This window comes from Aquibacillus rhizosphaerae, assembly GCF_030282825.1.
In the GTDB taxonomy this organism is placed as follows: Bacteria; Bacillota; Bacilli; order Bacillales; family Amphibacillaceae; genus Aquibacillus_C; species Aquibacillus_C rhizosphaerae.
The window spans coordinates 124,202-142,451 of the sequence record NZ_JASTZU010000036.1; the positions used below are offsets into that span (position 1 = coordinate 124,202).

17 protein-coding genes are annotated in these 18,250 nt (G+C 35.1%); 8 read left to right on the forward strand and 9 right to left on the reverse strand.

Annotation, left to right across the window (positions count from 1 at the left end):
* Nucleotides 1–7: 7 nt before the first annotated feature.
* Genes QQS35_RS11190 through allC form a run of 3 tightly spaced genes read right to left on the reverse strand, consistent with a single transcriptional unit; the run spans nucleotide 8 to nucleotide 3,935 of the window.
* The gene (locus QQS35_RS11190; RefSeq protein WP_285932191.1) at nucleotides 8–1,357 is read right to left on the reverse strand and encodes an allantoinase; all 1,350 of its coding nucleotides are present in this window, start codon (nucleotides 1,355–1,357) and stop codon (nucleotides 8–10) included.
* A 49-nt stretch (nucleotides 1,358–1,406) separates the two neighbouring features.
* Complete coding sequence (locus QQS35_RS11195) at nucleotides 1,407–2,666, reverse strand: pyridoxal-phosphate-dependent aminotransferase family protein (RefSeq protein WP_285932192.1); 1,260 nt, start codon at nucleotides 2,664–2,666, stop codon at nucleotides 1,407–1,409.
* Between the two features lie 21 nt (nucleotides 2,667–2,687).
* On the reverse strand, nucleotides 2,688–3,935 hold the full coding sequence (allC, locus tag QQS35_RS11200; protein ID WP_285932195.1) for an allantoate deiminase: 1,248 nt from the start codon (nucleotides 3,933–3,935) through the stop codon (nucleotides 2,688–2,690).
* A 348-nt stretch (nucleotides 3,936–4,283) separates the two neighbouring features.
* Here allC and QQS35_RS11205 point away from each other — a divergent pair, with 348 nt between their 5' ends.
* The 3 genes from QQS35_RS11205 to uraH all read left to right on the forward strand — a co-directional run bounded on the left by QQS35_RS11205 (nucleotide 4,284) and on the right by uraH (nucleotide 6,987).
* Nucleotides 4,284–5,900 (forward strand): PucR family transcriptional regulator, encoded by a 1,617-nt coding sequence (locus QQS35_RS11205; RefSeq protein ID WP_285932196.1) that lies wholly within the window; start codon nucleotides 4,284–4,286, stop codon nucleotides 5,898–5,900.
* Nucleotides 5,901–6,100: 200 nt separating this feature from the next.
* Complete coding sequence (gene uraD, locus QQS35_RS11210) at nucleotides 6,101–6,592, forward strand: 2-oxo-4-hydroxy-4-carboxy-5-ureidoimidazoline decarboxylase (protein WP_285932197.1); 492 nt, start codon at nucleotides 6,101–6,103, stop codon at nucleotides 6,590–6,592.
* 38 nt (nucleotides 6,593–6,630) lie between these two features.
* Nucleotides 6,631–6,987: a hydroxyisourate hydrolase gene (gene uraH / locus QQS35_RS11215; protein ID WP_285932198.1), complete on the forward strand. Its 357-nt coding sequence runs from the start codon at nucleotides 6,631–6,633 to the stop codon at nucleotides 6,985–6,987.
* 182 nt (nucleotides 6,988–7,169) lie between these two features.
* Here the strand turns inward: uraH and QQS35_RS11220 are convergent, their stop codons facing one another.
* The 3 genes from QQS35_RS11220 to QQS35_RS11230 all read right to left on the reverse strand — a co-directional run bounded on the left by QQS35_RS11220 (nucleotide 7,170) and on the right by QQS35_RS11230 (nucleotide 9,085).
* Nucleotides 7,170–7,424, reverse strand: a complete 255-nt coding sequence (locus QQS35_RS11220; protein WP_407933960.1) for a hypothetical protein — start codon at nucleotides 7,422–7,424, stop codon at nucleotides 7,170–7,172.
* 131 nt (nucleotides 7,425–7,555) lie between these two features.
* Nucleotides 7,556–8,377 carry a DUF2268 domain-containing protein gene (locus tag QQS35_RS11225; protein ID WP_285932201.1) on the reverse strand — a complete coding sequence of 274 codons (822 nt, stop codon included), beginning with the start codon at nucleotides 8,375–8,377 and terminating at the stop codon, nucleotides 7,556–7,558.
* Between the two features lie 15 nt (nucleotides 8,378–8,392).
* Nucleotides 8,393–9,085 (reverse strand): class I SAM-dependent methyltransferase, encoded by a 693-nt coding sequence (locus tag QQS35_RS11230; RefSeq protein ID WP_285932203.1) that lies wholly within the window; start codon nucleotides 9,083–9,085, stop codon nucleotides 8,393–8,395.
* A gap of 936 nt (nucleotides 9,086–10,021) precedes the next feature.
* Between QQS35_RS11230 and QQS35_RS11235 the strand changes: the two genes are divergently transcribed.
* Nucleotides 10,022–10,519, forward strand: coding sequence for an Lrp/AsnC family transcriptional regulator (locus tag QQS35_RS11235; RefSeq protein ID WP_285932204.1), 498 nt, complete (start codon nucleotides 10,022–10,024; stop codon nucleotides 10,517–10,519).
* Complete coding sequence (locus QQS35_RS11240; RefSeq protein ID WP_285932206.1) at nucleotides 10,516–11,688, forward strand: aminotransferase; 1,173 nt, start codon at nucleotides 10,516–10,518, stop codon at nucleotides 11,686–11,688. The genes QQS35_RS11235 and QQS35_RS11240 overlap by 4 nt, the downstream gene beginning before the upstream one ends.
* 68 nt (nucleotides 11,689–11,756) lie before the next feature.
* Here QQS35_RS11240 and QQS35_RS11245 read toward each other — a convergent pair whose 3' ends face one another.
* Nucleotides 11,757–12,542 (reverse strand): formate/nitrite transporter family protein, encoded by a 786-nt coding sequence (locus tag QQS35_RS11245; protein ID WP_285932207.1) that lies wholly within the window; start codon nucleotides 12,540–12,542, stop codon nucleotides 11,757–11,759.
* Nucleotides 12,543–12,846: 304 nt separating this feature from the next.
* Here QQS35_RS11245 and QQS35_RS11250 point away from each other — a divergent pair, with 304 nt between their 5' ends.
* Nucleotides 12,847–14,010, forward strand: coding sequence for a family 43 glycosylhydrolase (locus tag QQS35_RS11250; protein ID WP_285932209.1), 1,164 nt, complete (start codon nucleotides 12,847–12,849; stop codon nucleotides 14,008–14,010).
* Between the two features lie 42 nt (nucleotides 14,011–14,052).
* On the opposite strand, the gene QQS35_RS11255 is transcribed toward QQS35_RS11250, so the two are convergent.
* On the reverse strand, nucleotides 14,053–14,340 hold the full coding sequence (locus QQS35_RS11255; protein ID WP_285932210.1) for a HesB/YadR/YfhF family protein: 288 nt from the start codon (nucleotides 14,338–14,340) through the stop codon (nucleotides 14,053–14,055).
* A 294-nt stretch (nucleotides 14,341–14,634) separates the two neighbouring features.
* Nucleotides 14,635–14,817, reverse strand: a complete 183-nt coding sequence (locus tag QQS35_RS11260) for an H-type small acid-soluble spore protein (RefSeq protein WP_285932211.1) — start codon at nucleotides 14,815–14,817, stop codon at nucleotides 14,635–14,637.
* A gap of 237 nt (nucleotides 14,818–15,054) precedes the next feature.
* Between QQS35_RS11260 and QQS35_RS11265 the strand changes: the two genes are divergently transcribed.
* Both QQS35_RS11265 and QQS35_RS11270 read left to right on the forward strand, forming a co-directional pair.
* A complete protein-coding gene (locus QQS35_RS11265; protein WP_285932213.1) occupies nucleotides 15,055–16,167 on the forward strand; it encodes a DegT/DnrJ/EryC1/StrS family aminotransferase in 1,113 nt (370 codons plus the stop codon).
* 319 nt (nucleotides 16,168–16,486) lie between these two features.
* A complete protein-coding gene (locus QQS35_RS11270) occupies nucleotides 16,487–18,196 on the forward strand; it encodes an ABC transporter ATP-binding protein (RefSeq protein WP_285932215.1) in 1,710 nt (569 codons plus the stop codon).
* Nucleotides 18,197–18,250: the final 54 nt, after the last annotated feature.

Here is an 18,250-nt window from a genome sequence, read left to right on the forward strand (position 1 = left end):
AGCTTATTCATTTTATCCACTGACCATTCACGTTTTGACTGAGTTGTTGTCGTTGATCATAAACTAAGTTCCCCCGGCTATAGGTCTTGATAATACGACAAGGAAATGTTCGGTCCATATACAAGCTTTGTTTATGTTTCGCGTAAAATGTTTTTGGTGTTACTTTTGTTGATTGTTTTAGGTCAACAATTGCAATATCAGCATCCATTCCAATTTTTATTTCACCTTTAGATGGAAGGTTGAAGCGTTGTGCTGGATTAGAAGATGTCCATTTTACTAATTGTTCAAAAGGTATATCATGTGTGATTGCAAGCTCAATCATCGACAACAAAGTAAATTGCCCGCCACTTATTCCTCCCCAAGCACTGAGAAGGTGGTGCTTTTCCGGATCTTTTAATTCAAACGGGGACGGGGAATGGTCAGACGATACGATATCTATCTTTCCGTCAATCAGCAGTTGAATCAACTTAGTTTGTTCCGTTTCACTTCTTAAGGGGGGAGCGCATTTGGCAACGGCACCTTTTTCTACTAAATCAGTATGGTTAAAAAGAAGATAATGCGGACACGTTTCAATGGAAATGTTCAATCCCCGTTGTTTGGCTTGTTGGATTTTTTCAATAGCTTTGCTGCTACTAATATGAACGAAGTGGAGTGGACAGTTCGTTATTTCGGCATAAAAGATAGCTCGCTCGACAGCTTCCACTTCGGCTATAATAGGCCTTGTCTCAGCATAATCATCCGCAGAAAGTTGGTTGTTTATTTTTTTTTGTTCAGTCAGAAAATCAGTAATTGTTCTACTTTCGGCGTGGAGAGCAAGAACCTTTTCAAGTTTAGCTATTTCGTTCATACCATTTATCAATGTCTGATCATCAGCTGCTTCGAATTCTTTATTTCCTGAAGCGGATAAGAATGCTTTAAAACCAATTACTCCAGCATTTGCTAGCTTGGCTAGTTGATGTTTATTTCCTGGGACAAGTCCTCCCCAGAGTCCAAAATCCACTGAAGATGTTTGTTCTGCTTTGTTTACTTTCTCAAACAAGGCTTCTTCTGTTGTGGTAGAGGGAATTCCATTTAAGGGCATATCGAAATAAGTTGTACATCCTCCTGCGGCCATCATATAAGAACCAGATTGAAACCCTTCCCACTCTTCACGACCTGGATCATTAAAGTGCACGTGAACATCAATCATACCTGGGAAAACAAATAGGTTTTTAGCCTGTAAAACTTGTTTAGCACTGTCAGTTATATTCTCTTTGATTTGAACAATCTTTCCATCCTTGATTCCTAGATCTGTCTTGTGGACTTTCTCGGGTAAGACTACGTCCCCATCTTTAATGATTAGGTCTAATTCATTCACGGTATTTTGCTTCCCCTCTCTCACGATTTCTAGCAAGTAAATATATTTTTTATGAGGTAACTTTATTAGGTGTATATTTCTCACTATAAACGTCTAAAGTTGCTTGTAAGGACTGGCCGATTTTTATTGGTGCATTATGCCTTATAAGTACAGCTTCTAGTGCAGACAATGTGTAAAGAATGTTCTCTTTTCTACAACTATATCCCATTGTACCTATTCTCCATATTTTTCCTTCTAAAGGTCCAAATGATTTTGCAATCTCAACGCCAAATTCGTCTAAGAGCATACCTCTTACTGCTTCTGGGTCAATCCCTTGTGGAACTTTAATACATGTAACTGTAGTTAACTTCGATGATCTCTCTCCATATAAGTCTAATCCCATTGCTTCAATACCTGCAATTAATGCTCTTTCGTGATATGCATGGCGGTCAAAGCGCTCTTCTAATCCTTCTTGTAAAACAATACGTAATCCTTCACGTAGTGCATATAACATTGAGGTTGCTTCTGTGTGGTGGTTTAAGCGGCGAGGCCCCCAATAGTCCTGAAGCATGCTCAAATCTAAGTAATTGCTCTTTACCATAGGATGACGCATATCTAATTCGCTTTTACGATCCTCTTCTGTAGAAATACCACGCTCCACTTTTTTTCTAGCTGAGATTACTCTTTCGATTCTATGATTGTACGTGATAGGAGACATGCCTGAAGGAACGGATAAACACTTCTGTGTGCCGCCAATGAGACCATCAATAAACCAGTCATCAACTCTAATATCAACGCCCCCAATTGAAGCTACAGCATCAACTATGAATAGTATATCCATTTCTCTACACGCTGCCCCAATCAATTCTAAAGGCTGCATGCATCCGGTTGAAGTTTCTCCGTGGACCATTGCAGTAACTTTAGGTTGAATTTTCTTGATTTCTTCTATAACTACTTCTTGATCGAATACTTCTCCCCACGGACATTCAATGGTGTGTACTTCTGCACCATATCTTTCACAGATTTCGGTAAGTAAATGACCAAATCTACCGAAAATCGGTACAAGTACTTTATCACCTGGTTCTATTACACTACACAATAAAGCTTCGATACCTGAACGTGACGTTCCATCAACAGGAAATGCCCACTTATTGCTTGTTTTAAAAACTTGTCGTAGCATCTCCATTACTTCGTTCATTATCTTAGTAAAAGCAGGATCAAATTGACCCAATATTGGTGTGCTCATTGCACGTAAAACTCGAGGGTCAACTTCTACTGGTCCTGGAGTCATAATTGTTCGTTGTGGGGTATTTAACTCAGTGAATGTCATCTTAAAAATCCTCCTGCTTGATTAATAGGCTAGTTCATATAGTAACGCTGTTAATAATTCAACACCGGTTTGTAAATCTTCTTTTTTAGTGAATTCTTTTGGGGAGTGGCTTATACCATTTACACTAGGTACGAATAATAAAACTGTTGGGCAAAAGCTTCCAAAAACTTGCGCATCATGTCCAGCACCACTAACCAATACCTGATGTGAAAGTTCTTTTTCTTTTGCTATTTTTTTTGCAGTCTCTGTTAATTGTGCATCCATAGTAACCGGCTCTACACTCATCCACTTATCCATATGGATATCGATTTCTTGTTCATCAGAAATGAATTTCAAATAATGACTTATGTCGTTACAGAAATTATCTAGAACACTATCTTGGTAATGTCTTACATCTAAGGTGAACAATACCTCTCCAGCTATAACATTAGGAACGTTAGGCTTAGCGTTTAATTTACCAACGGTAGCAACTAGATCAGGGTCTGTTGCTTTTGCCTTATCTGCAATATAAGAGATTATTTGTGCGGAAATACTCATTGCATCTTTCCTGTAAGACATCGGTGTAGTACCGGCATGGTTACTTTCGCCAATTACTTTAATGTTAAATCGTCTTTGTCCAACGATATGTGTAACTATTCCTAAAGAATTACCTGTCTTTTCAAGAACAACTCCTTGTTCTACATGTAATTCAATGAAACTCGAAATATCATCTCTTATATTAGAGGTTGAAGCATTTTTATCAAATCCAACTGTTTCCATAGCATCTAGTATAGAAATTCCATCTGTATCCTTTTTATTCAGGCCATCATCTAACTTGTATTTACCGATGATATTAGACGAACCCCAAAATGTAATGGGAAATCGACTACCTTCTTCCTCACAAAGGGAGACAACTTCAATTGGTTTTTTAGGTGCTCCATACTTTTTATATAGTCGGTTTGTTGCTAATAAACTAGCAACTATTCCATATACCCCATCGAACATCCCGCCATCTATAACAGTGTCAATATGGGAACCTGTTAGAATTGTTTTTTCGTTTTTATCCGTTCCTTCCAATCTACCAAATAAATTCCCCACACCGTCATAACGGGTGTTTAGCCCATCATTCTCCATTCTTGTTTTTAAAGCTTCTTGTGCCTTTAGCCAATCATTAGAATAGAGTAATCGATTCACTCCCCCATTGCTTGATTGACCGAATGAAGCAAGCCATTTTACTAAAGTATCTATATCGTTTAATTGTTCTGTAGTTTCCCGTGATTTAATTACCATTGCCCGCTCCTCCAATCCATGTATCTGTGGTTAACCAATTTAATTTATATGCTTTATTTAAATTGTATTTATAACGGAACTTGTAATAAGTTTACCAATTACTGATCCTTACATCATTGGTAATTATGTAGTAAATTTATGTGATTATTGTGCAAAATGAATAAATTAACTAAAAATTATGATAAAATCAGTTTAATCAATTTCATAATACCAATTTTGTCGTCAGCTACAACAATATATAGTTGGATAAATCCATTTCCAAACTATATATTGCACTTAGATGACTGTATAAGGTAATTATGAAATTGACTTAGTTAAAAAGTTTCTTTGTATAAGGAGTGTGTAGGAATGAAAGTAGCAGAGATCTTGCAAGTATCCGCCCTTAAAGGCTGCAAAATAATTGCTGGTAAAGAGGGATTGCAAAGGGAAGTACTCCATGTCAATATGATGGACGCACCTGATATCGCAAAGTTTTTAAAGCCTAATGAGTTGCTAGTAACTACAGCATATCATGTCAAAGATCAACCACATCTTCTAGTGGAACTAGTTGAACAGATGCATAAACAAGGGTGTGCAGCATTAGGAATAAAAACAAAAAGGTTTTTACCGGATATTCCTAAAGAGGTACTTGAAATTGCGGATTATCTCTCTTTTCCAATTATTGAACTTCCAATTGAAAGCTCACTAGGGGATATCGTAAATCAGGTGTTAAGTAGTATCCTAGATAAGCGGACAAATGAATTGCGTTTTGCTATAGATACACATAAGCAATTCTCCAATCACATTATGAGCGGGAAAGGTATTCAAAAATTATTAAAAAGCTTATCTGAAATGATTGATTTTCCAGTAGTATTACTAGATCAATATACGAAGCCAATTGCTTTTTCGCATAACAATAGGAAAAATGCCCATATAATGGAAGATTTATATATGAAAGATTCATCTATACTTTTTCCAGATACATCATTTTTTTCATTTTCTACGTTACCAGATAAAGAAACATATTCCGTGTTTCTAGTCTATACATATGAGAAAAAAGCTGGATATTTAATTGTATTAGGAGAAATTCACCCAGATAATCATTCTGCATTGTTAACGATAGAGCAGGCTACAAACGTAATTTCATTTGAATTGATGAAGGAAAATGCATTAAAGCAGTATTCCAGAAGGGTGAGGAATGAATTTTTCTTTAACTTCACAGAAGGTATGTTTTCTTCTGAGGATGAGGTGACTAATCGAGCTAAAGAGTTCGCATTGGACGATACCAAAAGTTATATTTGTACAGCTGGAGAGCTTGTATCAACTATTTTTACAGGAAGTTACACACAAACACAGTTAGAGATGGATACAATCTACGAATATATAGAGGATGAATTAGTCAGTTTGTCTTTATCTACACATTTATTTACAAGAGGGAATCTTTGTATTTTACTGTTTGAGGTTGATAGTGAAAAACAGAATATTAACAAATATGTTATGTCCTCACTGGAGTTAGTACAGGCTAAAATAAAGACGCGTTTTAACAAATCCATCTCATTTGGAGTAAGTAATTTATCGAGAAATTTTTTAAATGTCAAAACAGGATTTAAGGAAGCGCAAGATGCTCTGCAAGCGGGTAAGTTAGCAGGGAAAATTGAATTTATTCACACGTACCAAACAAAAGATATTATGGAATTATTAAGAGTTATTCCAAAAGAAGACCTACAAGAGTTCTATTATAACTCGCTCCAACAACTAGCAAAGCGTGAACACGATCAAGATGAAACACTTTTGCATACCTTATTTGTTTATTTGGAGACACACTGTCAAATATCAGAAACAGCTAAAAGGTTATTTGTTCATCGGAACACAGTTGTTTATCGCTTAGAAAAATGTGAAGAATTGTTAGGCAGAAGTATAACGGATCCTGAAACATCTTTACAGATACGTTTAGCATTAAGAATAAAGACAGTGTTAGGTAACTGAAATAGTCCAACCATTTTAGGAAAATAATGAAGGTTCTTGTGATCTCCAATCCGTTTCTATGCATTATTAGACATTTTGTTCAGTAACAAAGTGAATGATTGTATGAAATGAACAATGACAGTATTCAGAATTATCTTTAAAATTAAAGATGATAAAAATAGAAATTATGGATAGCGTTTTTCTGAAAGGGGGATGTCATTATGAATATAGAGGATGTAAATCAACTAAGTGAACAAGAATTCATTGAAATATTAGGCGAAATATTTGAACATTCTCCATGGGTTGCGAAAAAAGCTTTTGAATTCCGCCCGTACACATCAAAAGACGCACTTCATCAAAGAATGGTTGAAATTGTAAGCAATTCTCCTAAAGAAGAACAGTTAGAACTAATACGATCCCATCCCAATCTTGGTGATAATATAGAAATGAGTATGGATTCTGTTCATGAACAACAAAGTGCTGGGTTAAAGAATTTAACGGAAGAAGAATATAAAAGTTTTCAGTCTTTAAATCATACATATATAGAAAAGTTTGGTTTTCCATTTATATTCGCAGTAAAAGGAAAGCAAAAAGATGATATACATGATTCTATGAAAACCAGGGTAAATCATTCTGATGATGATGAGTTTAATACAGCATTAACAGAAATATATAAGATTGCCTTGTTCAGATTGCAAGATAAGATTTTATGAAATAATATCAATAAAACTGGTGGGATAGGAGTTTTTAAATGGCAGGATTAACGACACATATTCTAGATTTGACGCATGGGCAACCAGCATCAAATGTTAAGGTGGATTTGTATTTAGTTATTAGCGAATCGAACAGACAATATGTAAAGTCTGCAATTACGAATGCTGATGGTCGTCTAGATCAAGCGTTTCTTAAGTCAGAGGAAATGGAAATGGCGCAATATGAGATAGTGTTTCATATCGGAGATTATTATAACCGAATGGACCTTAATCTGAATGAACCAGTATTTCTTAATCGTGTACCAGTTCAATTTGGAATCAGTGACGTCGAAGCGCATTATCATGTACCTTTATTAGTTTCACCGTGGGGCTATCAAGTATATCGGGGTAGTTAAATTAGTTTTAGCTAGTTCAATTTTTAATTGAAGTGGCGCGCTATCTGTTTTGGACCAATAAAAAACAAGCTAACTAGATGAGAAATCTAGTTAGCTTGTTTGCATTGTTGCCTAGGAAATTATAGTTTATTTTAAGGAACTAATTTTTAGAAAGTCTGCCCCGGACGCAAGCACTTTTTCATCTACCAGAAAAAGAGTGGTAGAAAAGCTAATGTTGCGATTGATCCTAGAGCTACTCCCCATCCAAGACCTGCTCCATATCCACCATAAGGTCCGTAAAAACCATATCCATAACCACCAAGCTTTGGTGACATTGGTTGTAAGAACACGTGTGAGTGATTTACTTTTTGAATGATTCCGCGATGCACCTTGCCATCAATTGTTTGTATTCTAACTGGGCGTCCAATATTACTTCTACATTCATGATAGTGAGACATCAACATACTCCTTTCATACCTGGATACTATTAGTGTATGAAAGAGCTGGGAATCTGTAGAGGACATGTGCCAAAGGCTAACACACATTTTTAGCAAAAATTACCAAGAGCTATACTCATAGATTAATTGTTTTAATGAAAGTCTGATCCTTCAAGAATAGCACTTGATGGAAGTCGTAAGGATTCATACATAGTTGTGTTTTCGTGTTCAAAAAAAGAACTAACTAACTGAAAACCAAAGCTATAGCCAAGCCATTTGGGGATCTCTTCTAAACCATACATAAGCTGATCATGTTTTTTTTCCATTTTTTTAATCGTTAGATTTGGCTTAATCCACTTTTCCCAATGGGTATTTATAACCTGTTTTGAATAAATATTTGTCCACTTTGTTAGGTTTTTATCTCCGAGTCGTTGCTTTACTGCAAACTCAGCAAGACCCTCAAGAACTAACCCGTCTAATAAATTGAGCTCTTCTTCACTTTTTGAAGATAAGGAAAGCCTACAAGCGTGATTGTACTCATGAGTAATCAACGATTGTAATTCATCGTCGTTTGTGTGATTCGTTACAAATAAAAATATTTTGTCTTGATAACTAAGTCCAGCAAGACCATTAAATTCTCTTATTAGGAGTTTATTAGTGTAGTTGGAAGGAAAGATAAATACAGGTACATCTGGTCCGTTCCAGTCATTTTGAAGTTGATTGATTTCTTGATTTGCTAATTGCCAAAAATCTTTATCAATTATTTCCTTAATGACTTGTTTATCTAAAGGATCAGGAATAAATAGCCCGTGGTTTAGTAAATGCATGTGGATTTCTTCGGCAGTAGCATCGTTAAAAAAGTCAGTTAGAGGTTCGCAAAGTAATGTTCTTTGAATAAGAATATTTTTTTTAAATGAGCTTCCCTTTTTTTGTGTATATTGATCAAGCCATTTATTTGTCTCAACCAAAACCATAATAAATCTCCTTTATTATTGACAATAATAAATTCTTGCGCCTAATTTATCTGAGTACTTTTGATTCATTTTATAGTGTTCAGCCATCATATCAAAATAATCTTCATTCACATATTCAGACATATTAAAGTCATTTTTTGCACTTGTAGAAGAAGTTACTACTTCTGTTTGAATAGAATTAAAACCGCTATTTGCTAATTTTTCTATCCATTCTTCTTCAGATAAAACTTCCATAATTCCATAAAACTGTTTAATCTCATCTAGTGATTGCTGGCACAACTTTGCTTCACGTGTCATCTCGAGTAAAATAAGCGTCCCTTTTTTGTTTAATACTCTAGTGTATTCTTTCAGTGAATCTGATATGTTGGTAAAAGAGGTTACAGATTCGGAGATAATGAGATCAAATGTTTGACTATTAAATGGCAGAGTATCTGCACTTGCTTTTAATAGCTTGACAGCTTGTTGTTGATTACATCGATGTTTTGCCTTTGAAATCATTTCGGTATTGGAGTCAATTCCAGTTATATCACAATCATATTCATTTGAAATGAAATGAATTGTTTGACCTGTCCCACAACCTACATCCAAAACTTTAGATGTTTGATTAAGGTTAACTTTTTTTAGCCAGTGCTCAGTAATTTTAAGTCCACCGGGGTGTGCACTACCAACCCCCATACTGGCAAGGAAATTAGTGTAGTTCATTTTCATATATACAAACTCCTTTATTTTTTGAACAATTAACTGGTCCATTCTAGATTAACTCATAAATCTTATTGCTGGAACCCGTCGCACTTGTTATAAAGTCCGCAGTAACTTTCCTTGCGTTTTTTCTAAGTTGAGTGCTCAATCCAACGCTACGGAAAACACTCGCTTTCCATGGGGAACGCTTCGGTCTTCTCGCTCGCAAATAACGCTCTCTGCGGGGCCTTCAGACTGTTCCTTTCCCATAGGATAAGGAATGCTACTTAAGCAATGCATCGCACGCAGAAAATTGGTCTGTATTTTCAAGGAGTCTCGTATTTTGTCTTCGCTTAGAATAGCTTTCTTATTGAAAAAAGAAAATCTGTTCAAGCAAGTTAGTATGAGTAGAATGCTTTTTTCTACCACCTCATAACTTAAACAACAGCAATTCCTACTTATGATGGTTGATTGGGAGTGTAGGGCAGTCGACTCCTGTGGGAAAGCAGCAGCTGAGAATCCCGCAGGAAGTGGGTTCCTTCCGAGGAAGTTGAAGCGTTGCCCACGGAAAGCGACTGCCCAGAGCAGAAATCAACATAGCAGTGAGTGCAGACTTTATATTAAGTCATTAACAACAGTTTTCAGACAATAGTTTTTGTGAGTAGGGAAGCCAACTTTATTGTCGCTCTTTTGTTTTGTATCTTCATCGCTTGGGGATTAATTCAATTTGTTAAAAAAATATATAAAAAGTCTTTTGTCTTACTTCAATCAGAACTGAATGCCTGTTACTATGATATAGAAATACTATAATCGAAAAGATTTCCAATACATAGTATGCAAAAAGAGTGACATGTGGGAATTATTCACATAATAAGTTTGTTTATATTTGTATATGTTTATAGTACTATTAGATAAAATTATCTAAATTATCTGGTTAATCTTATTGTAGAAAAGTGGGGGACCAACATGGAGAAAAAAGAGTTAGAACTGTTAAAACTCTTGGAAGGTAATGCAAGATTAGAAACTAAAAATATTGCAAAAATGATTGATGTGAGCTTAGAAGATACGAAAAAAATGATAACTAAATTAGAAACTGAAGGAGCTATATTGGGTTATTCTACCGTTGTAAACTGGTCTAAAGTGTTGGAATACGAAGGAGTAACAGCTATGATTGATGTAAAAGTAACGCCGTCTAGAGGTGTTGGCTTTGATAAGGTTGCCGAGCGCATTTACCGTTATCCTGAAGTGAAAGCTGTTTACTTAATGTCTGGAGCGTATGATTTATCTATCTCCGTTGAGGGTAAAACAATGATGGAAATTAGCAGGTTTGTATCAGATAAACTATCTACCCTTGACACTGTTATCTCTACGACTACACATTTTGTACTTAAAAAATACAAACATGATGGTGTTATTTTTGATGATAATGATGATGGGGATAAAAGAATAATGGTGACACCATGAACACTCAACAAAGATCATACCTTTCAGAAACTGCAGAACAAATCAAACCATCTGGAATAAGGCGTTTTTTTGATTTAGCAACTCAAATGGACAATGTTATTTCTCTAGGGGTTGGTGAGCCAGACTTTATAACTCCGTGGAATGTAATTGAGGCAAGTTTCCATTCTTTAGAGCAAGGATATACTGCTTATACAGCAAACGCTGGATTGTTAGAGCTAAGACAGGAGATTAGTAAGTATTTAAGGAATAACTATGAAGTGGAGTACAATCCCGAGAACCAAGTAATTGTAACTGTCGGTGCTAGTCAAGCGATTGATTTAGCACTACGAGCAGTTTTAAATCCTGGAGAAGAAGTTATTGTTATTGAACCTTGTTTTGTCTCGTATGCTCCGGCAGTTACTTTGGCAGGAGGGAAACCAGTAATTGTCCACACGAGTGCAGAGGATGACTTTAAGGTCCAACCAGAACAAATTGAGGCTGCGATTACATCTAAAACAAAAGCGGTAATCGTTTGTAGTCCAAATAATCCTACTGGAACTTTGTTAGCCAAAGAAGAACTAATAAAAATAGCAACTGTTATAGAGAAACATGATTTACTTGTTATTTCAGATGAAATATACGCAGAATTAACCTATGATGAAGCCTTTACGAGCTTCTCTGCAATAGAGGGGATGATGAAAAGAACCATTCTTATCTCCGGTTTTTCCAAAGCATTTGCAATGACTGGATGGCGTTTAGGCTATGCTGTGGGTCCTAAAGAAATTATTGCCGCGATGACAAAAATTCACCAATACACGATTATGTGTGCGCCAACGATGGCCCAACATGGAGCTTTGGAGGCATTAAGGAATGGAAATACCAGTGTTCAAGAGATGAAAACAAGCTATAGACAACGCCGGAATTTTGTCGTTAAAGCACTGAAAGATATAGGTATATCTTGTCATTTACCCGGTGGAGCTTTTTATGTGTTTCCTTCTATCAAAAAAACGGGGCTAACATCCGAAAAATTTGCTGAAGAATTACTGAAAAAAGAAAAAGTAGCAGTGGTACCAGGTAACGTTTTTGGAGAAAGTGGAGAGGGTTATATACGTTGTTCTTATGCAACGTCGTTAAAACAACTAGATGAATCAATGAAAAGAATCGATCGATTTATCCATGAACAGGTATAAAAAATGCCGGCAAACGAAGAGGGTTTGCCGGCACTTTTTATAATGTAAATAAAATGTTGTACATTCTATTATTCATCAAGATCCATAAATGGTTTATTAACAAAGTGATACATCCATCCCATTAAAAAGTTACCACCAATAATGTTGCCCAGAGTAACTGGTATTAAGTTTCGAATAACACCACCAAAACTAATTGTGTCGGGATGATCTAAAACTAAAGCTATCGCAAAGGTACACATGTTGGCAATACTGTGCTCATATCCTGAAATAAAAAAACAAAAGACAAATAGTATCATGGTAAACAGTTTCGGTCCATCCCCTTTTAAAGACATGGGAATAAAGAATGCTAAACAGACAAGCCAGTTACATAGAATTCCTCTGAAAAACAATTCAATTAACGGTGTGTGGATTTTTTTATCAGCAACACTAAGTAAAAAGCCATTAACTGAACTATCGTTAAATAACCCTGTAGCATAAATTAAAAATGCAAAAATAGTTGCCCCTATGATATTACCTACGTATGTTCCTGTCCATAACTTAAATACTTCCGCCCAGCGCATTTTTTTTCTTAGAGCCGCAATTGTGTAATAAAATGTATTACCAGTAAAAAGATCGCCGCCTCCATAAGCAATTAAAATAATGGCAGAACCAAAGGTTAAAGCAGCCATTGGATAGGCGAAGGGAGAGTGTTCTATATAAAAATAATTTCCTGTTTTAAAAGCTACAATGACACCAAATCCAATAAACATACTTGCCAAGGCTGCTCTTGCCAAATATCTTAAAGGACTTTGGTTAAAAGTTTTTTGTTTTTTTATTGCGAGTTGTTCCACATCTAATAGCGCTTGTACTTCCATCTTCTATGTCATCACCTTGAGATAAAATATTTTGACTTTTATATCTATTTTCCATTATAGTAGCTAATCTAGTATATAACTACAATAGTAAGTTTTAAAATAAATTAAGACTAAATAAACTAAATGTGATGTCTTATGACAATTTGAGTGAAGAATTTAAGTGGCTATCTTAATAGTAATATAAATCAAAAAAATAGTTATTAGTATAAGTTGTTGATTTAATGATTATTTATTGTTACTTATAAGTACAAATATTTGTTATAATATAAATTGCATAAGAACTATGGTGAAAGGATGATTAATGATGAAACTAACAGTAGATAAAGTTAAACAAGTAGAAGTAGCAACAACAGTTGGAAAGGAACCTGCTCTACCCGCTAAGGTTGAAGCTCAACTCGATAACGGTATTGTGGCAGATTTTAATGTTTCTTGGGAAGATATTGATTCAAATCAGTATAAGGAGCCAGGAACGTTTACTGTTGAAGGAAAACTAGAACATAAAGAATATCCAAAGCCACTTATTGAGCAGCGAGCAGATCCATATATATATAAACATTCGGATGGGTATTATTACTTTACTGGATCCTATCCATTGTATGACAGAATTGTAGTTAGGAGAGCGAAAACAATTGAAGCTCTACCGGATGCTACAGAAGTGACTGTTTGGGAGCGTCATGAAAGCGGAATCATGTCTGAACATATTTGGGCGCCAGAAATTCACTTTATTGATGGAAAATGGTATATACACTATGCGGCAGGTGACAAAGATGATATCTGGTCCATTCATCCATATGTATTAGAAACGGATGCTGAGAATCCATTAGAAAGTGAATGGATTGAAAAAGGACAAATTAATACAGAGTTTCAAAGCTTTTCGTTAGACGCTACTACTTTTGAGCATAAAGGGAAAAGATATTTAGTCTGGGCCCAAAAGGTAGATAACGATACCGTTTCTAACATGTATATTGCTGAGATGAGCAACCCATGGACGATTAAAAATCAAATATTCCTATCCACTCCAGAATATAAATGGGAGCGAGAGGATTTTAACGTAAATGAAGGACCTGCGATGATTCGACGCAATGGTAAGGTGTTTATTGCTTATTCTGCAAGTGCGACAGACGATCGTTACTGCATGGGTTTACTTACAGCTGATGAAGATAGTGATCTGTTAAACCCAGATTCTTGGACAAAGAACTCAGAACCTGTATTTGTTTCTAGTGAAGAATCAAGTGAATATGGACCAGGACATAATAGCTTTACAGTTGATGAAGATGGATATGACTTACTTGTTTATCATGCTCGTCCATACAAAAGGGTAGAAGGAAATCCGTTATATGATCATAACCGTCATGCGCGAGTGCAACGTCTATTTTGGAATAATGACGGTACACCTTTCTTTGGTGCTCCAGGTTATAAATTGGATGTGTCTACTCAAAAAGCAAAAGTTACTGTAACAGTGAAATAAATGATTAAGGGGAAATAAGAAACCGCCTACCCAGGCGGTTTCTTATTTGATTACATATTCAATTTCATCTAGTTTTCGGGAATATTTAATATGAAAATCCATGCCATCAAAATACCACAAATCAGAGTTTTCTACATAGAAGGTAATACCTTGTTCTTCTGTTTGGATGGCTGGATCATTTGGTTTGTCATTAGCAAGTGCCAGGGAGAAACCTTTATGAATCCCTCCATAGCCCCCGTATCTTACAAAAAATCGTACATAATCGCCTTCTTTTAGATTCATTTCATCGATATACCATTTTACGGCAGGTTGAGTAATTGACATATTCATCTTGTCATCCTCCTTCAAAATAACTATATCAAATATTGGAGGCTTAGACCTATAAGAACGGTCTATACTTTATTAAATTTAAGCTTATGGTTTCAATTAGGTGACCCGCAGCTTCTTTTAAAGGGTAAGAAAGTACAAAAAAATCAGAGATGCCTAGCTCCAGCGTTTTTCTTATATCCGATTCAAAGTGCATTTATCTTGCTATGTAGATCGTTAGTTTTGAGAAGTAAGTAATTATAATAAAAAGCAACCATAGTGGTCGCTTTTTAAAAGTGGGTGAATATATCCGCCGAATTAATCTGCTTCTGTGAGACTGTTTAAGGGAACTTCTTTTTCATTCTCTGGTTGGTCAACAGGAAAAACTCTTGCAGTTTCTTCAGCTTCATTAACATTTTGAATATAAATTGGTGTTCCTTCGTGAATTACATTAACCATGGTAGCAGAGTCTATAATTTCTTTTGCACGTTGTGAGTTCATATTAATACCCTCCATATGTTTTTCTAGGTTATTTTTCTCACAAAACCATTATTTATTCAAAATAGTAGAAGATAATATGAGTATTTTTTAAAAAGGTATTTACATATCTAAGTTTATCAATTAAAGTGTTCTTTATAAAGTACATAAAACGCCAAATTATACGTTATAATGACAAAAAGTGAAATTATTCTCGTAAAACTAATTAATTATTGTTAGGCGAGAGGAGAGTTAGAAAGGATGGCCAACTCTAAAATGATCCCTTTACTTAAGGAAAGTAACAATAAAGAAATTTTAAATTGTATATCGAGTCAAGAAGAAGTTAATTGCCTTATAGAGTTCGAGAAAGAAATTGCAAGCTATGTAGGTGTAAATGGAGCTTTAGCAGTTAACTCAGGTACAGCTGCCATACATCTTGCTTTAATGTTATTAGAAGTGAGAGCGGGCGATATAATCTATTGTTCGACATTGACTTCTATTGCAAGTGCAAATCCAATTACTTATCAGGGGGCGCAACCGGTTTTTATTGATTCTGAACCGGAGACATGGAATATGTCTCCACGTGCACTGGAGAAGGCATTGAAAGATGCAGCTAAAAATAGTAAATTACCAAAAGCTATTATTGTAGTTAATTTATATGGACAATGCGCAAAAATGGATGAAATATTAAAACTATGTCACTTTTATCAAGTCCCTATAATTGAGGATTCCTCACATGCATTAGGTTCGATGTATAAAGGGAAACCAAGTGGCACTTTTGGAGACTTTGGTGTCTACTCACTCGGACCTAGAAAAATAATAAGCAACTCTTCTGGGGGCGTCTTACTATCAAATGACTCTAAATATATAGAATATGCGAAGCATTTAGCCACACAAGCAAGGGAATCACCACCTTTTTATCATCATACAAGAACAGGATATAGTTATATCATGAGTAATATACTTGCTGGAATAGGGCAACAACAGTTACTTGTGTTAGATAAAAATGTAATTTTAAAACAAAAAGTATTTAACCAATACCAAGAGCAATTAGCCAATGTAGATGGAATTGATTTTGTATATGAACAAGAAGATACACTTTCAAATCGCTGGTTAACTGTAATTCTTATAGACGAAAAATTAATTGGACAAAATGTTTATCAAATAGTTTTACAATTAGAAAAATATGGTGTTGAAACAAGCTTTATTCACAAACCTTTACATTTACAACCCGTTTTTGAAGGTTGTAAATACTATACACATGATGATAGAGAAAGTGTTTCTACTAATTTATTTCAACGAGGTATCTGTTTACCATCTAGTGTAGATCTTACTATAGAAGACCAGATTAAGGTGATTGATAGTTTAAAATGAGTTCTTACAGGAGTGTCTTATGCGAGATAATAATCAAAAAAATATGCATGACTTTACAGGAGTTTTGTATAAGTTAGATCCAGAAGAACAAATAGATTTATTCATTAAATTCTAACTAAGGAATAATAATCCTTTATGTAACTCTAAAAAGCATTGGATAAGAATAGTATCTTATCCAATGCTTTTTGGCTGTTTTTAAAAAACAGGCCATTTATCGTAATAAAATTGCCATCTTGCTTGGATAGACTTATAATCCTATATATGTGAATTAAGCATTAACATATCTAGTTTATTTTAAGCATAAAAGGAAGTGCCCTGATTGATTCGAAGATTTTTGTCCTATTACGTACCACATAAAACCTTATTTATTTTAGACTTTAGTTGTGCAATTATTGTTGCCATATTAGAGTTAGCATTTCCACTTGCAGTTCAGTGGTTTATCGATAGCTTGTTACCAGATAAGAATTGGTTAATTATTGCTTATGTGAGTGTCGCATTACTATTGCTTTATTTATTGAGTACATTTTTGCAATTTATTGTTAACTATTGGGGTCATAAGTTAGGGATAAATATTGAAACAGATATGCGAAAGCAGTTGTTCACCCATGTACAAAAGCAGTCGTTTCGTTTTTTTGATAATACAAAAACGGGTCATGTAATGAGTCGTATAACGAATGATTTGTTTGATATAGGGGAATTAGCTCATCATGGACCAGAAGATCTTTTTATAGCGATTATGACTTTTGTTGGAGCATTCTGGATCATGTTTACTGTCAATGCAAAAATTGCGTTCTTTATTTTATTAATTGTTCCATTACTAATTGCTTTAATTACCTTTGTGAATATTCGTATGAACCAAGCATGGAAGCGAATGTATAAAGAAATTGCTGATGTGAATGCAAGGGTTGAAGATAGTGTTTCTGGTGTAAGAGTTGTGCAGTCATTTACAAATGAAAACTATGAGATTTCAAGATTTAAAAAAGATAATAATAATTTTCGTACTGCAAAGTTGAAGTCTTATTGGGTGATGTCATTTGGTACTTCAGGTATTTATATGATGACTCGATTTATTGTACTTATCGTGCTTGTGTTTGGATCTTGGTTAAATTTCACTGGAGAGTTAAAACTCGGGGAATTAGTTGGTTTTGTTTTATATGTAAATGTATTATTTAAACCTATTGATAAGATAAGCGCGTTAATGGAATTATATCCAAAAGGAATGGCCGGGTTTAAGCGATTTACTGAGTTAATGGATACAGAACCTGAGGTTGTTGATCGCGACAATGCAATCGAGGTTAATGGTCTACATGGCGAAATTAGCTTTGATCATGTAACGTTTGGCTATGATAACCACCAAACCGTGCTTCATGATATCAACTTAAATATAAAAGCGGGAGAAACAGTTGCCTTTGTTGGCCCTTCAGGTGCTGGGAAAACAACCATATGCTCACTAATCCCTCGATTTTATGATGTTAATGCAGGAAATATTTCAGTTGATGGGATCGATATTAGAGATATGACGAAAAAGTCATTACGGTCTAATATTGGAATTGTCCAGCAAGATGTATTTTTATTTACAGGAACACTAAGGGAAAATATAGCTTATGGAAAAAGACATGCGACAGATGAGGAAATAGCTCAGGCAGCAAAGCAAGCACACTTACAATCATTTATTGAGTCGTTACCATTAGGATACGATACACAAGTGGGAGAAAGGGGTCTAAAGTTATCAGGGGGTCAAAAGCAACGAATTGCGATTGCAAGAATGTTTTTGAAGAATCCACCAATCTTGATTTTAGATGAGGCGACATCTGCGTTAGACACGGAAACAGAGGTGATCATTCAGAAAGCATTGAATGAATTAGCTAAGAATCGCACAACATTAATTATTGCCCATCGATTGGCAACGATTAAAAATGCCGATAGGATTGTAGTTGTAACAGAAGATGGTATCGCAGAGCAAGGGTCACATCAAGAGTTGATTGAAAAGAATGGAATTTTTGCAAATCTTCATCGTGTACAATACTAATATTAACCAACAATAACGCATGGAAGCAGTACTTCCATGCGTTATTATTTTGTT